The 14943-nt window shown below is 75.8% G+C and carries 9 protein-coding genes; 6 read left to right on the top strand and 3 right to left on the bottom strand.

Features of this window, described 5'->3' with window-relative positions; genetic code table 11:
* Positions 1–33: 33 nt before the first annotated feature.
* Positions 34–1392 (bottom strand): 4-aminobutyrate--2-oxoglutarate transaminase, encoded by a 1359-nt coding sequence (gene gabT, locus RM780_RS25195; RefSeq protein WP_311633194.1) that lies wholly within the window; start codon positions 1390–1392, stop codon positions 34–36.
* Between the two features lie 274 nt (positions 1393–1666).
* Between gabT and RM780_RS25190 the strand changes: the two genes are divergently transcribed.
* Together RM780_RS25190 and RM780_RS25185 are read left to right on the top strand one after the other, a co-directional pair.
* Positions 1667–4045 carry an ATP-binding protein gene (locus tag RM780_RS25190; RefSeq protein WP_311633193.1) on the top strand — a complete coding sequence of 793 codons (2379 nt, stop codon included), beginning with the start codon at positions 1667–1669 and terminating at the stop codon, positions 4043–4045.
* A 156-nt stretch (positions 4046–4201) separates the two neighbouring features.
* The gene (locus RM780_RS25185; protein WP_311633192.1) at positions 4202–5764 is read left to right on the top strand and encodes a PucR family transcriptional regulator; all 1563 of its coding nucleotides are present in this window, start codon (positions 4202–4204) and stop codon (positions 5762–5764) included.
* Between the two features lie 66 nt (positions 5765–5830).
* Here RM780_RS25185 and RM780_RS25180 read toward each other — a convergent pair whose 3' ends face one another.
* Positions 5831–7135, bottom strand: a complete 1305-nt coding sequence (locus RM780_RS25180; RefSeq protein ID WP_311633191.1) for a M14 family metallopeptidase — start codon at positions 7133–7135, stop codon at positions 5831–5833.
* Positions 7136–7363: 228 nt separating this feature from the next.
* Here RM780_RS25180 and RM780_RS25175 point away from each other — a divergent pair, with 228 nt between their 5' ends.
* Positions 7364–8821 (top strand): aldehyde dehydrogenase family protein, encoded by a 1458-nt coding sequence (locus RM780_RS25175; protein WP_311633190.1) that lies wholly within the window; start codon positions 7364–7366, stop codon positions 8819–8821.
* A 48-nt stretch (positions 8822–8869) separates the two neighbouring features.
* Here RM780_RS25175 and RM780_RS25170 read toward each other — a convergent pair whose 3' ends face one another.
* A complete protein-coding gene (locus RM780_RS25170; protein ID WP_311633189.1) occupies positions 8870–9940 on the bottom strand; it encodes a TRM11 family SAM-dependent methyltransferase in 1071 nt (356 codons plus the stop codon).
* Between the two features lie 131 nt (positions 9941–10071).
* Here RM780_RS25170 and RM780_RS25165 point away from each other — a divergent pair, with 131 nt between their 5' ends.
* The 3 genes from RM780_RS25165 to RM780_RS25155 all read left to right on the top strand — a co-directional run bounded on the left by RM780_RS25165 (position 10072) and on the right by RM780_RS25155 (position 14828).
* Positions 10072–12084: an acyl-CoA dehydrogenase family protein gene (locus RM780_RS25165; RefSeq protein WP_311633188.1), complete on the top strand. Its 2013-nt coding sequence runs from the start codon at positions 10072–10074 to the stop codon at positions 12082–12084.
* A gap of 135 nt (positions 12085–12219) precedes the next feature.
* Entirely contained in the window at positions 12220–13527 is a 1308-nt protein-coding gene (gene dxr / locus RM780_RS25160) for a 1-deoxy-D-xylulose-5-phosphate reductoisomerase (protein WP_311633187.1), read from the top strand.
* On the top strand, positions 13524–14828 hold the full coding sequence (locus RM780_RS25155) for a M50 family metallopeptidase (protein ID WP_311633186.1): 1305 nt from the start codon (positions 13524–13526) through the stop codon (positions 14826–14828). The genes dxr and RM780_RS25155 overlap by 4 nt, the downstream gene beginning before the upstream one ends.
* Positions 14829–14943 lie beyond the last annotated feature (115 nt).

Here is a 14943-nt window from a genome sequence, read left to right as displayed (position 1 = left end):
CGGTCGCCGGGCCGGGGGAAGCTAGCGAAGCGGTCACAGGCCGGCGAGGGCGTTCTCCAGGATGTCCAGGCCCTCGGTCAGGAGGTCCTCGCCGATCACCAGCGGGGGAAGGAAGCGCAGGACGTTGCCGTACGTGCCGCAGGTGAGGACGATCAGGCCCGCCGCGTGGCAGGCGGCGGCGATCGCGGCGGTGGCGGCCGGGTCCGGGTCCTTGGTGCCGGGGCGGACCAGCTCGGCCGCGAGCATCGCGCCGCGCCCGCGCACGTCCCCGATCAGCGGGTGCTTCGCCGCCAGCTCGGCCAGCCGAGGGCGCATGGTCTCCTCGATGCGCCGGGCGCGGGCCGCCAGGTCCAGCTCCCGCATCGTCTCGATCGCGCCCAGCGCCGCCGCGCAGGCCACCGGGTTGCCCCCGTAGGTGCCGCCCAGGCCGCCGGCGTGCACCGCGTCCATGATCTCCGCGCGCCCGGTCACGGCGGCCAGCGGCAGCCCGCCGGCGATGCCCTTGGCCGTGGTGATCAGGTCGGGCACGATCCCCTCGTCCTCGCACGCGAACCACTGCCCCGTGCGGCAGAATCCCGACTGGATCTCGTCGGCCACCAGCACGATCCCGTGCTCCCGCGCGAACTCCGCGATCCGCGGCAGGAACCCGCGCGCCGGGACGATAAACCCGCCCTCGCCCAGCACCGGTTCGACCACGATGGCCGCGGTGTTGTGCGCGCCGACCTGCTTCTCGATCAGGTCGGTCACCTGCGCCGCCGCCTCCTCGGCGCAGCGCTCGGGGCCGGTGGGCCAGCGGTAGGGGTAGGCCATCGGCACCCGGTAGACCTCCGGGGCGAAGGGCCCGAAGCCCTCCTTGTAGGGCATGTTCTTCGCCGTCAGGGCCATCGTGAGATTGGTGCGGCCGTGGTACCCGTGGTCGAACGCCACCACCGCCTGCCGTCCCGTGTGACTGCGGGCGATCTTGACGGCGTTCTCCACCGCCTCCGCGCCGGAGTTCAGCAGCAGCGACTTCTTCGGGTGGTCGCCCGGGGTGAGGCGGGCCAGCTCCTCGCAGACCTCCACGTAGCCGTCGTAGGGCGTGATCATCACGCAGGTGTGCGTGAAGCGCTCCAGCTGCGCGCCGGCCCGCCGCACCACGGCCTCGGCGCTGTTGCCCACGCCCGTGACGGCGATGCCGGAGCCGAAGTCGATGAACGCGTTGCCGTCCACGTCCTCGACGATGCCGCCGCCGGCCCGCCGCGCGAACACCGGCAGCACGGTGGCCACCCCCGAGGCCACGGCCGCCTGCTTGCGCGCCATCAGCTCGCGCGAGAGAGGCCCGGGGATCTCGGTGCGCAGCAGGCGGCGCTGGGGGAGGGAGGGGCCGCCGGGCGTCGGGGCGGTGTCGCTCATCTCGGACTCCTCTGCGGGGGTGGGTGCGTGCCGTCCCTGGCAGGCTAGGGGCGCCCGCCACCGGCCGGGATGTGCCGCGACGGAGTGCCTTCGGCCGTTTTTTGTCCACGGCGGCAGCGGGGCCCGGCCCGCGCGGGCGCGGCGGGGGAGGGCGGGCGTTGTCCCGGTGCGGGGGCCGGTTCTCCCGGGCCGGGCCGCCGAGGGGGCCGCCTGGTCTAGATTGGGACGCCGACGCAGAGTCAGCCGGTGGCCTGATCAGGGGGCTTGGCAGCACATGAGCAGCAACGGCCCGCGGGACACGCGGGAGACAGGCGGGCGCGCCGGGGGCGAGCGTTCCCGCGAGGCCGTCCCGCGACCCCCCGGCGCCCCCCCGGCACCCCGGCAGCCCCCGGCGGATGAGGGGCCCCCGCTGGTCCGCTGGCTGCACACGCCCCGGCCCGCCGCCCGCCCCGGGATCTGGCGCGCCGGGCACGTGCCCAAGCCGCCCGAGGACCCGGACCGGATGGGCGACCGCGAGCTGCACGGCGGCGCGCTGCTGGCGGCGCTGGTGGGCTGGCTGGTGTGGTCGCTGTTCGACAACGGCTACATCGACCTCATCGGCTGGCTCGGGCTGGCCTCGTGGGGCGCCAACACGGCGGGCTTCACCGTCCTGTACTTCTACGACTACCTGATCGCCTGCCTGCTGATTTACGCTTTCGCCCGGATCGGCAACGGCCCCCGCCTTTGGCGCCGCTGGCGCCCCTCGTGGCTGCGACTGGCGTTCGGCCGCCAGGACATCGAGCCCCTGCCCCGCCGCACGACGCTGCGCGTGCTGGCTACGGGCGTCGCGGCGTTCGCCTTCTGGCGGCTGACCTTCACCGCCCCGCAGTGGGACTTCTGGCTGGAGCCGCTCTACGCTGTGGTGCCCGACTCCTGGGAGCTGGCCGACAACCTCGGCTACCGGCTGGCCTACAACGTCCACTACCTCCTGTGGACCGCTCTGATCGTCCTCGTCCTCGGCTGGGCCGGCGACTGGCGGGCCGTCGCGCGGCGCTATCCGCCCGGCCTCATGCTGCGCCGGGCCGGGGGAGCCGCCAGTGCGGAGGAGCGGGCTGAGCGGGCGCGGCTGAGCGAGTTCACCGAGCTGCGGGCCGCGGGCGCGGGCGCCGCCGCCGACCGGCTGGTGGCCGACGTGCGCGAGGGCGCCATGAGCGACCTCGACTACGCCCGGATAACGCACGCCTGGAGCGCCGTGCGGGCCCGCCCCACCGCGCTTCCGGCCTTCGAGGAGGCGGTCAGGGACCGCGGCGCGGCCGCGTTCGTCCACCCCTCCGGCGACCGCGACCTCCCGGTCCGCGCCGCGCGGCACGACCTCCTCACCCGGCAGGTCCTCATCGGCCACGCCCCCGACGAGGAGCGCAACCCCTACGCCTACCGGGGCGAGGAGGTCGCCCTCGACCCCGCCGTCCTGGGCACCTCCCTGCTGGCCGTGGGCCCGCCCGGCTCGGGCAAGACCGGCCGCGTCATCCGCCCCGTGACCGAGGCGCTGTGCCTGCACGCGCTGGCCGGGCAGGCCGCCGTCGTCGCCGTGGGCACCGCGAGCGCCGCGCTCGGCCCCGACCACGCCTTCGACATCGTCATCCGCATCGGCGACCCGCGCTCCACCCACCAGTTGGACCCCTACGGCGGCGCGGCCGACACCGACGAGGCCGCCGCGCTGCTGGCCGAGGCCCTGTTCGGCGGCACCCGCTCCGACACGGCCGAGGCCGCCGCCGTGCTGGTGCAGCTCATCGGCCCCTACCACGCCGCCTACGGCCGCCTGCCGGGCGTTCCCGAGCTGCGGGCCATGCTGGACGGCGCGCCCGCGCTGCTGGCCACGCTCCGCGAGGACCTGGCGCTGGCCGGCGCCCAGGACCAGCAGCGCGAGCTGGACGCCTGGGCCCGGCGCGCCCAGCGCCCCGACGACCTCGGCCCGCACCTGGCCGACCGGCTCGCGCTGCTGGACCGGGCCGGGCTCTCGCCCGCCTCGCCGCGCGAGACGCCGCTGTTCTCGCTGGGCGCGCTGGTCCACCCGCTGCGGGTGCGCATCGACCTTCCCTCGCCGGGGCACACCGAGGCGCGGCGGATGATCAACCGGCTGATTCTGGCCCAGTTCACCGGGGCCGCCGCCGTCCGGCCCGACCGGTCGCTGTTCGCCTGCCTGGTGCTGGACGACGCGACGGCCGCCGTCACCGCAGGAACGGTGCGCGGCCTCACCCATCTGCGGCCCGCCAACGCGGGGGCCGTCCTCGCGCTGCGCACCCTGGACGACGTGCCGCCGGAGCTGCGGGCCGGGCTGCTGGGCGCGGTCGGCTGCCGGATGGCGTTCTCCGGCATGACCACCTGGGACGCGGAGCACTTCGCGCGGGCCTGGGGCACGGAGTGGCGGGAGGACCAGGAGACCACGCGCACCCCCGACCGCAGCGGCGGGCTGATGCGCCGCACGGTGCGCGGGGTGCGGAAGCTGTTCACCGGCCGGGAGGCGGCCACCGAGTCCGTCACCGTCCGCCGGGTCGAGCGGGAGCGCTGGTCCGCCTCCGAGCTGGCCCACCGGGTCCCGCCCCGGCACGCGGTCCTTTCCGTGACCTCCGTCACGGGCGAGCCGGGGCCGCCGGTCCTGGTGCGGCTGGGCTGAGCCGGGGGCGGCGGGTTCGGGCAACGGCCGTGCGGCGGCCGGAATCCGCCGTCCCCGCGCACCCGTCCCTGCCGACGCTGCGGACGCGCGCGCCGCTCCGCGCTACCGTGAGGTAACGACCCGTGTCCGCCGTGCCCGAGGTGAGGTGACCACCCCATGCCGCCCACCCTCGGCTCCCTCGTCCAGCACAGCGCGCTCCGCCTCGCCGTGCGCGCGGGCGAGGACGGTCTCGACGCGGAGGTGCGCTGGGCGCACGCCAGCGAGCTGGCGAACCCGGTGCCCTGGCTGGACGGCGGCGAACTCCTCCTGACCACCGGCCTGAAGCTGCCCGTGGACGACGCGGACCGGATGCGCGAGTACGTCCGCAGGCTGCGCTCCGCGGGCGTCGTGGGCCTGGGCTTCGGCGTCGGCGTCACCCACCCCGCCGTGCCGCCGGCGCTGCTGGCCGCGGCCCGCGAGGGCGGGCTGCCGCTGCTGGAGGTCCCGCGGCCGACGCCGTTCATCGCGATCAGCAAGGCGGTCTCGGCCGCCATCGCCGCCGAGCAGTACCAGGCGGTCACGGCCGGGTTCGCCGCCCAGCGCGACCTGACCCGCGCGGCCCTCTCGGACGGCGGGCGGCAGGCGCTGCTGGAGCGCCTGGCGGCCCAGGTCGGCGGCTGGGCGGCGCTGTACGACCTGACGGGCGCCGCCACGGCCGTTGCCCCCGAGTGGGCGGCCCGCCGGGCGCAGCGCGCCGCCGCCGAGGTGCGGAAGCTGGCGGCCCGCCCCGGCCCGGCCAGCGCGGTCGTCGGCTCGGGCGCGGAGGAGGACCGCATCGAGCTCCAGTCGATCGGCACCGGCCGACTGCCGCGCGCGGTCCTGGCGTTCGGCACCGCGGCGGCGCTGGGCACGGCCGAGCGTTACGCGGTGCAGTCGGCCGTCGCGGTGCTCACCCTGCTCCACGAGCGGTCCACGGCCTTCCGCGAGGCGGAGGAGCGGCTGGACGGCGCGGTGCTGCGGATGCTGGTCAGCGGCGAGCCGGACCACGCGCGGGCCGTGGCCGGTGCGCTGTACGGCGGGCTGCTGGACGCCCCGCTGCGGGTGGTGCTGGCGCAGGCGCCGGGCGCCGAGCAGAAGGTGCCCGCCGCCCTGCTGGCCGACGCCAGGTCGGCGGCGGCCCGGGCGGGGGAGCACGTGCTGGCCGCGCCGGACGGCGACGGCCTGGTGCTGATCGCCGCTGACGGCGGCGCGGCGCTGGCGGCCTGCCTGGCCTACGCCCGCGAGGAGCCGGGCGGGCGCGGGGACGGGCTGACGCTGGGTCTTTCGGCCCCGACCGGGCCGTCCTCGGCGGACGCGGCCTACCAGCAGGCCCGCGAGGCGCTGCTGGTGGCCCGGCGGCGCGGGCGGACGCTGGTCGAGCACGACGACGTGGCTTCCGGGTCCCTCGTCCCGCTGCTGGCCGACGACGCGGTGCGGGCGTTCGCGGACGGCATGCTGCGGGCGTTGCGCGAGCACGACGAGCACGGGCGCGGCGACCTGGTGGCCTCGCTCCGCGCGTGGCTGGCGCACCACGGGCAGTGGGACGCGGCGGCGGCCGACCTCGGCGTCCACCGGCACACGCTGCGGTACCGGATGCGCCGCGTCGAGGAGATCCTGGACCGCTCCCTCGACGACGCGGACACGCGCATGGAGCTGTGGCTGGCCCTGAAGGCCACCCCGCAGGAGCCGCGCGTGCCCTGAGCGGGACGGCGGGCTGGGACGGGGCGCGCAGGAGGGCCGGGCCCCGCGGGGCCCGGCCCGGGCCGGTCAGGCGCAGTAGCGCGCCTCGGCGCCGATGATGCGGTAGGCGCAGTCGGCGTACTGGAGCAGGGTCAGGACGGCCTCGCGGTTGCGGGCCGTCTCGCGGGGGATGACGCTGCCGGGCGGGTAGAAGCCGCCGCCGAAGGCGGAGGTGGGGTACATCTCGAAGGTGAACGAGAAGATGCCCTGGTCGGCCCACATCCAGTCGCCCACCGAGCCGTCGGTGATGTACAGGTCGCTGGACTGCTGCGGCGTGTACCCGTTGGTGTCGGCCAGCGCCGTGCCCAGGGCCCGGAAGGTGGCCGCGTCGTCCTGGGTCAGCCCCGTGGCGGTGTCCGCGTACGTGTAGCCGAAGGGCCACAGCACCAGCTCGCCGTAGGTGTGGAAGTCGATGTGCGCGGTGATCTGCTGCTGGCCGCCCACGATCCGCGAGCGCACGAAGTCCGCCACGACCCGGGTCTCGGGCGCGGACTCGGCCGAGGGGCCGCGGTAGGTGTCGCTGCTGGGCGAGCCGGAGGAGCCCCCGCAGCAGCCCCAGCGGTAGGCCCAGTTGCGGTTCAGGTCGGTGCCCACGGCGGTCGTCCCGGAGTTGGGCTGCCGGTTCTTGCGCCAGTTGCGGAACGAGCCGGACTCCTGGTCGTAGACTTTTCCGTCGGGGTTGACCGAGGGGATGATCCACACCTCGCGGGTGTTGAGGAGCTGGGTGATCTCGGGGTCCGTGCCGTACTGGGTGGTCAGCTCGTCCAGCAGGTACAGCGCCATCTCGACGGTGAGGTGCTCGCGCGCGTGCTGGTTGTGCGTGAACAGGACCTCGGGCTCGGCCTCGTCGGCGGCCACGTTGTCGCTGATCTTGATGGCGACGATGTCCCGGCCCTGATACGAACGGCCGATGACGCGGCTGCTGACCAGGCTGGGGTACTGGGCGCGGGCGGCGTTGACGGCCGTGAGCACCTGGCCGTAGGTGTGGTAGTCGGCGGGAGCCGCCGCCCCGGGCAGGCCGCCGCGGCGTTCGGCCGGAGCGGTGAGCGCGGTGAGGCGGTAGCCGAGGCCGGACAGGCGCCCGGCCTGGGCGCGGTCGGCCGTGATGACGACGGAGTCCTCGCGCACCTCGTCGATGGCCGTGCCGGTGCGGGCCAGCCGGGTGCGCTCCGCCGCGGTGTCCACGCCGGCGACGGCGTACTGGCGGACGGACCCCTCCGGGTCCGCGGGAAGGGCCGTGGCCTGGCCGGCGCCGAAGAGCAGGGCCAGGGCGAGGGCGATGACCGCGGCGGCGGAGAAGGTGGTCCGCCGGCCGCGTCCGGATATGCGCATCGCAGCTCCTGAAGGGGTAGGTGGGTGCGACGGGAGTGAGGGTGGCGCCATGCTCGCGGCGATGACATGTGCTCGTCAATAACGCCTCGGCGCGCCTCTTCGCCATCCCGGCGCGCGCGGGGCGCGGATTCCGCCGCGCCGGACAACCCGCCCGGCGAGCCCGAGCCCCTACGGTGGGTCCGCAGCACCCGAGTACACGCCCGCACACCGAGGAAGGCGGCACCCGCGATGGCGAACGCGACACCCCCGCACCACCCGTTCTGGCTCGCCGGCCGCAGGGAGACCGGGGCGGACGCCCTGGAGGTGACGGCCCCCTGGGACGGCGCCCGGCTGGCCACGGTCGGCGTCCCCTCCGCGTCGCAGACCGAGGAGGCGGTCGCCGCCGCGGCCGGCGTGGCCGACGCCTTCGCCGCCTCCCCGGCGCACCTGCGGGCCGCCGCCCTCGACCACGTCACCCGGCGCCTGGGCGAGCGGGCAGACGAGATCGCCCGCCTCATCAGCGCGGAGAACGGCAAGCCGCTGAAGTGGGCCAGGATCGAGGTCGCCCGCTGCACCTCCGTCTTCCGCTGGGCCGCCGACGAGGCCCGCCGGTTCAACGGCGGCACCCTCCAGCGGCTGGACGCCGACGCCCCGGGCACCGGCCGCCTCGCCCTGACCCGCCGGGTGCCCTACGGCCCGCTGCTGGGCATCGCCCCCTTCAACTTCCCGCTCAACCTCTGCGCCCACAAGGTCGCCCCCGCGCTGGCCGCCGGCGTCCCGATCCTCCTCAAGCCGGCCCCCGCCACCCCGCTCTCCGCCCTGCTGCTGGGCGAGCTGCTGGCGGAGACCGACCTGCCGGCCGGCTCCTGGAGCGTGCTGCCCGTCCCCAACGAGGCCATGCCCGCGCTCGTCCAGGACCCCCGGCTGCCGCTGATCTCCTTCACCGGCTCCGTCCCGGTGGGCTGGTCCATCCGCGACTCCGTCCCGCGCAAGCGCGTCACCCTGGAGCTGGGCGGCAACGGCGCGGCGCTCGTGCTCGCCGACTGGGCCTCCGACGCCGACCTGGACCTCGCGGCCCAGCGGATCGCGACGTTCTCCAACTACCAGGCGGGCCAGTCCTGCATCTCCGTGCAGCGCGTCATCGCGGACGCCGCCGTCTACGACCGCCTGCTGCCGCGTCTGGTCGCCGCCACCGAGGCCCTGGTCACCGGCGACCCGGGCCTGGAGGCCACCGACGTCGGCCCGCTGATCAACGAGGACGCCGCCCGCCGCGTCGAGAGCTGGGTCAACGAGGCGGTGGCGGCCGGCGCCACGCTGCTGACCGGCGGCAAGCGGGAGGGCACGGCCTACCGGCCGACGATCCTGGAGAACGCCCCGGCGAGCGCCAAGGTCTCCTGCGAGGAGGTCTTCGGCCCCGTGATGACCGTGGCCAGGGCGGACGGCGAGGAGGCCGCCTTCGCCGCGGCCAACGCCTCCTCCTTCGGCCTCCAGGCCGGCGTCTTCACCCACGACCTCCAGGCCGCCTTCCGCGCCCACCGCGCCCTCCAGGTCGGCGGCGTGGTCATCGGCGACGTCCCCTCCTACCGCGCCGACCAGATGCCCTACGGCGGCGTCAAGGACTCCGGCACCGGCCGCGAGGGCGTCCGCTTCGCCATGGAGGACTACACCTACGAGCGGGTGATGGTCCTGACCGGCCTCGACCTCTGACCGCCGCCGACGGCTTCCGCCGGGGGCGCGGGCCCCCGGCGGAAGCCGTCAGCGCACGCGGCGGGCCACGATCAGGTCGCGCAGGATGGCGTGGTCCACGCGGTGCCGGAAGGCGCGGTGCGCCTCCGAGTCGCGGACCTCGAAACCGTGGCCGGCCAGCAGCTCCGCCAGCTCCTCGCGGGAGGCCACATAGGTGTTCCACGAGATGCCGATCGCCCCGCCCACCCGCAGCAGCCGGGTCCACGCGGGCAGCGCCCCGGCCAGCAGCGGCAGCGGGCTGCGCGAGCGCCCGCCCGCGTCGCTGCTGCCGTGCTGCACCCCGTAGGGAGCGTCCGTCACGATCAGGTCGAACGACCCGGGGCGGAAGAACTCCCCGCTGGCGGCCGTGTCCGCCTGCACCATCGTGAGGTCCACGGCCCGGCCCTGTTTGTACGACTCCTTGGACTCCCCGACCTCCACGTGGAAGCGCCGCCCCAGCGTCCTGCGGTCCCGCCGCACCGCGCCGCTCTCCGCCCGGTGCTTGAGGCGGCTGTTCTTCAGCCACTGCCGCAGGAAGTTCTGGTACGCCTCGAAGCTCTTGGCGTCCCGCTCCACGCCCGCCGAGTCCAGGCCGTACATCAGCGCCTGGTTCAGCGTCGTGCCGCGCCCGCACAGCGGGTCGAACACCCGCAGGCCGCCGGTCAGCAGCCCCTCGGGGCGGTCGCAGGCCATGGCCGTGACGTTCAGCAGCAGCCGGGTGAAGTCCTCGTTCGTCTTGCCCGGGTACTTCTGGATCGTCAGCAGGTCGCTGGGGAACCGGTCCGGCCGGGTCAGCGCCACCGGCCGCAGCAGCGGGCCCGCGTCCCCCGCGTCCTGGCGGACCTCGAAGAGCGCGTGCAGCGAGGAGAGCGCGGCCAGCGTCCGCAGGTCCCCCTCCGGCAGGCCCGGCGAGGAGAAGGTCACGTACGGCACCCCGCCCAGCTCGGCGCCGTCCACGTCCGCGATCCGGCCGCGCAGCGCCGTCTCCCCGAACACCCGCAGCTCCGCGCGGGCCAGCTCGTGGCTGGCCTGGGCGTAGACCCGGTTGTGGGAGGGGCGCAGCAGGAAGGCGTACGCCGTGGTGGAGGTCATCGCAGTCATCGCGCGGGATTTTAGCCAGCCGCCCCCGCCCGCCGGTTCCCGCCCGGAGGAATGGGTACATACGCACAGGACACCGCGCATCCGGGCTCGTTCGAGCCGCACAGGGACGCACCGGGACGAGGTGAGCGCCTATGTCCGCCACCGCACAGGACGCCCGCGGCTCCTCCGGGGCCGCCCCGCCGCCCGGCCAGGGGGACCCCAGCTTCGCCAGAGAGCTGTTCCTCGGCCGCTTCCGCCTCGGCCTGGTCCACCCGCGCCCCGGCGCCGCCCCCGAGGGCCCGCCGGACCCGGAGGACGGCCTGGGCGCGGACCCTGGAGCCGACTTGGGATCGGGAACGCCCCCGGCGGGCGAGGACGGGGGCGCGGCGGACCCCGCCGCGGAGGCCGAGCGGCGCGGGGAAACGTTCCTGGCCCGGCTCCGGGCGTTCTGCGCCGACCGGATCGACGGCCCCGCCATCGACCGCGCGGCCCGCGTCCCCGACGAGGTGATCGCCGGGCTGCGCGAGCTGGGGGCGTTCGGCATGCGCATCGCCCCCGAGTACGGCGGCCTGGGCCTCAGCCACGTCCACTACCACCGCGCCCTGGCCCTGGCCGGCTCCGCGAGCCCGGCCGTCGCCGCCCTGCTCTCCGCCCACCAGTCGGCCGGTGTCCCCCAGCCGCTGGCCCTCTTCGGCACCGAGGAGCAGCGGCGCGCCTACCTCCCGCGCTGCGCCCGCGGCGCGATCTCTGCCTTCCTGCTCACCGAGCCGGACGCCGGCTCCGACCCCGGGCGGCTGTCCGCCACCGCCGTTCCCGACGGCGAGGGCGGGTACCTGCTGGACGGCGTGAAGCTGTGGGCCACCAACGGCGCCATCGCCGAGCTGCTGCTCGTCCTCGCCCGTGTCCCCGGCCGCGGGCCCACCGCCTTCCTCGTCGAGGCCGACACCCCCGGCGTCACCGTGGAGCACCGCAGTGCCTTCCTCGGCCTGCGCGGCATCGAGAGCGCCGTCACCCGCTTCCACCGCGTCCGCGTCCCCGCCGGGCGGCGCGTCGGCGCCGAGGGCGCCGGCCTGCGGATCGCCCTGACCACCCTGACCGCCGCCCGCCTCGCCCTGCCCGCGCTGTGCGCCGGGGCCGGGAAGTGGTGCCTGCGGACCGCCCGCGAGTGGTCCGCCGCCCGCGTCCAGTGGGGCGTTCCGCTGGCCGAGCACGAGGCGGTCGCCGCCAAGCTCTCCTTCATCGCCGCCACCACCTTCGCGCTGGAGGCCGTCGTCGAGCTCTCCGGCGAGCTGGCCGACGAGAACCGCCACGACCTGCGCGTGGAGGCCGCCCTCGCCAAGCTCTACGGCAGCGAGATGGCCTGGCGCATCGCCGACGAGCTGGTCCAGATCCGTGGCGGGCGCGGCTGCGAGACCGCCGGCTCCCTCGCCGCCCGCGGCGAGCGCGGCGTCCCCGCCGAGCAACTCCTGCGCGACCTGCGCCTGCACCGCGTCGCCGAGGGCTCCACCGAGGTGATGCACCGGCTGGTCGCCCGCGAGGCCGTCGGCGCCCACCTGCGGTTCGCCGGCGGCCTCCTCGACCCCGACGCCTCCCTCACCCGCAGGCGACGGGCCGTCGCCGCGGCCGGGGCGTTCTACCTGCGGTGGCTGCCCTCGCTGGCCACCGGCCGCGGACAGCTCCCCCTCGCCTACGGCGACTTCCACGTCGCCCGCCACCCCGACCTGGCCGGCCACCTGCGCTGGGCCGAGCGCACCGCCCGCCGCCTGGCCCGCGCCACCTTCCTGGGCATGTCCCGCTGGCCGGGCCGGCTGGAGAGGCGGCAGCGCTTCCTGGCCCGGATCGTGGACATCGGCGCCGAGCTGTACGCCGTCACCGCCGCCTGCGTGCACGCCGAACGCCTGCGGCGGGCCGGGGAGCACGGCCGCGAGGCGTACGCCCTGGCCGACGCCTTCTGCCGCCAGGCCAGGCTCCGCGTGGACGACCACTTCCACCACCTGTGGCACAACACCGACGACGCCGACCGGGCCCTGGCCCGCGAGCTGGCCGAGGGCGGCCACGCCTGGCTGGAGGACGGCGTCCTGGACCCCTCCGCTCCCGGCCCCTGGATCGCCGAGACGGCCGCGGGCCCCTCCACCCGCAAGAACTGCCGCCGCGCGGCGGGCTGAGGACCCCGCGCCCGGCCGCGCTCCCGCATGTCCTGCCGCGCGCCCCCGAGCCCGGCGCCCCCGCCGCGCCGCGGGGCGCACACCCCCGTGCCCGCGCCGGTGAGGAACCGGCGGCCGAGCCGTCACAATGGGGGAATGACCGTGAGCCCCCTCTGTCTCGCCGATCCCCGCCTGCCCCAGCCCGGCCAGGCGCCGCCCGAGGGGCCGCGGGAGGTGGTGATCCTCGGCTCCACCGGGTCGATCGGGACCCAGGCCGTGGACGTCGTGCTCCGCAACCCCGGCCGTTTCCGCGTCACCGCCCTGGCCGCAGGCGGGGGCAACCTCGCCCTCCTCGCCGAGCAGGCCCACCGCCTGCGGGTGAGGGCCGTGGCCGTCTCCCGCGCCGGCCGGGCGGACGAGCTGCGGGAGGCGCTGGCCGCCGCCTACGGCCCCGGCGAGCCGCTGCCCGAGATCCTCGCCGGCCCCGACGCCGCCGCCCGCCTCGCGGCCACCGAGTGCCACACCGTCCTCAACGGCATCACCGGCTCCATCGGCCTGGCCCCCACCCTCGCCGCCCTGGAGGCCGGCCGCGTCCTGGCCCTGGCCAACAAGGAGTCCCTGATCGTAGGCGGCCCGCTGGTCACCGGCCTGGCCAAGCCCGGCCAGATCGTCCCCGTCGACTCCGAGCACTCCGCCCTCTTCCAGGCCCTCCTCGGCGGCACCCACGCCGAGGTCTCCCGGCTGGTCGTCACGGCCAGCGGCGGGCCGTTCCGCGGGCGTTCCCGCGAGGAGCTGGCCACCGTCACCCGCGAGGAGGCCCTGGCCCACCCCACCTGGGCGATGGGCCCGGTGATCACGGTCAACTCCGCCACCCTGGTCAACAAGGGCCTGGAGGTCATCGAGGCCCATCTGCTGTACGGCATCCCCTTCGACCGCATCGAGGTCGTGGTCCACCCCCAGTCCTACGTGCACTCCATGGTCGAGTTCTCCGACGGCTCCACGCTCGCCCAGGCAAGCCCCCCCGACATGCGGATGCCGATCGCCCTCGGCCTGGGCTGGCCCGAGCGGGTGCCGGACGCCGCGCCGGGCGTGGACTGGACCCGCGCGCACACCTGGGAGTTCACGCCCCTGGACACGGAGGCCTTCCCCTCGGTGCCGCTGGCCCGCCGGGTCGGTAGCCTCGGCGGTACCGCGCCCGCGGTGTTCAACGCGGCCAACGAGGAGTGCGTGGACGCCTTCCTCGCCGGCCTGCTGCCGTTCACCGGGATCGTGGACACCGTCGCCCGGGTCGTGCGGGAGCACGTCGAGGAGCGGGGCACCGCCCCCGAGGGAACTCCCCTGACCCTGCCGGACGTCCTCGAAGCGGAACGCCGGGCGCGGCGCCGCGCCCGCGAGCTCGCCGGGACGGCGGGCCCGGAGGAGGCGGCTGCGGCCGACCGGACGATGCAGGAGACGCGCGCATGACGGCCCTGATGTTCATCATCGGCATACTCGTCTTCGTCCTCGGGCTGCTGATCTCCATCGCCTGGCACGAGCTGGGCCACTTCTCCACCGCGCGGATGTTCGGCGTCCGGGTGCCGCAGTTCATGGTCGGCTTCGGCCCCACCGTCTGGTCGCGCAAGCGCGGCGAGACCGAGTTCGGCGTCAAGGCCATCCCGTTGGGCGGCTACATCCGCATGATCGGCATGTTCCCGCCAGGCGACGACGGGCGGGTGCGCAAGCGGTCCACCTCGCCCTTCCGCGGCATGATCGAGGACGCGCGGGCCGCCGCGTTCGAGGAGCTGCAGCCCGGCGACGAGAAGCGCCTGTTCTACACCCGCGCCCCCTGGAAGCGCGTCATCGTCATGTTCGCCGGGCCCTTCCAGAACCTCATCCTCGCCGTGGTGATCTTCCTCGGCGTGCTCATGGGCTTCGGCATCAGCACCCAGACCACCACCGTCGCCACCGTCTCCGAGTGCGTCATCGCGCAGGACGAGGAGCCCCGCGAGTGCCGCCCCGGCGACACCCCGGCCCCCGCCGCCGAGGCCGGGCTGCGCCCCGGCGACACCATCGTGGCCTTCGACGGCGAGCCCATCGAGGAGTGGAGCACCCTCCAGCAGCGCATCCGCGACACCACCGGCGCCGCCACCCTCACCGTCGAGCGCGACGGCCGCACCCTGGAGCTCCGGGCCGACCTGATCGAGAACCAGGTCGCGCGGACCGACGGCGACGGCGGCTACGTCGAGGGCGAGTACGTCACCGCCGGCTTCCTCGGCTTCTCCCCGGCCAGCGGCGTCGTCCGCCAGGACTTCGGCCAGGCCGTCTCCCGGATGGGCGACATCATGACCGACGGCGTCCAGGCGCTCCTGAACGTCCCCTCCGAGATCCCCGGCCTGTGGGACGCCGCCCTGCGCAACGGCGAGCGCGAGCCCGACTCCCCGATGGGCGTGGTCGGCGCCGCCCGCGTCGGCGGCGAGATCTTCACGCTCGACATCCCCGCCAGCCAGCAGGTCGCCACCGCCCTGTTCCTGGTCGCCGGCTTCAACCTCTCCCTCTTCCTGTTCAACATGCTGCCGCTGCTCCCGCTGGACGGCGGGCACATCGCGGGGGCGCTGTGGGAGTCGGTGCGCCGGACGTTCGCCCGCGTCACCCGCCGGCCCGACCCGGGGCCGTTCGACGTGGCCAAGCTGATGCCCGTGGCCTACGTCGTGGCCGGCGTGTTCATCTGCTTCACGCTCCTGGTGCTCGCGGCCGACATTGTCAACCCCGTCCGCCTGACCGGGTGAGGTGCCGTAGGCTCGTCCCGCTGGGCCGGGCGGCGCGAACGGCCCGCCCCGGCCCGCCGTACGACGGGGCCGCGCACGCCGCGGCAGCCCGCGGACGCGCCGCAGCAATTCGCAC

The sequence above is a fragment of the Streptomyces boetiae genome, from assembly GCF_031845405.1.
GTDB classification, from domain to species: domain Bacteria; phylum Actinomycetota; class Actinomycetes; order Streptomycetales; family Streptomycetaceae; genus Streptomyces; species Streptomyces boetiae.
This window is presented reverse-complemented; position numbering and strand designations above follow the sequence as displayed.

What these genes read in the sequence shown, in the direction of transcription:
- gabT (WP_311633194.1), bottom strand. Translation starts at nt 1,392, where the DNA reads ATGAGCGACACCGCCCCGACGCCCGGCGGCCCCTCCCTCCCCCAGCGC.
- RM780_RS25190 (WP_311633193.1), top strand. Translation starts at nt 1,667, where the DNA reads ATGAGCAGCAACGGCCCGCGGGACACGCGGGAGACAGGCGGGCGCGCC.
- RM780_RS25185 (WP_311633192.1), top strand. Translation starts at nt 4,202, where the DNA reads ATGCCGCCCACCCTCGGCTCCCTCGTCCAGCACAGCGCGCTCCGCCTC.
- RM780_RS25180 (WP_311633191.1), bottom strand. Translation starts at nt 7,135, where the DNA reads ATGCGCATATCCGGACGCGGCCGGCGGACCACCTTCTCCGCCGCCGCG.
- RM780_RS25175 (WP_311633190.1), top strand. Translation starts at nt 7,364, where the DNA reads ATGGCGAACGCGACACCCCCGCACCACCCGTTCTGGCTCGCCGGCCGC.
- RM780_RS25170 (WP_311633189.1), bottom strand. Translation starts at nt 9,940, where the DNA reads ATGACTGCGATGACCTCCACCACGGCGTACGCCTTCCTGCTGCGCCCC.
- RM780_RS25165 (WP_311633188.1), top strand. Translation starts at nt 10,072, where the DNA reads ATGTCCGCCACCGCACAGGACGCCCGCGGCTCCTCCGGGGCCGCCCCG.
- dxr (WP_311633187.1), top strand. Translation starts at nt 12,220, where the DNA reads ATGACCGTGAGCCCCCTCTGTCTCGCCGATCCCCGCCTGCCCCAGCCC.
- RM780_RS25155 (WP_311633186.1), top strand. Translation starts at nt 13,524, where the DNA reads ATGACGGCCCTGATGTTCATCATCGGCATACTCGTCTTCGTCCTCGGG.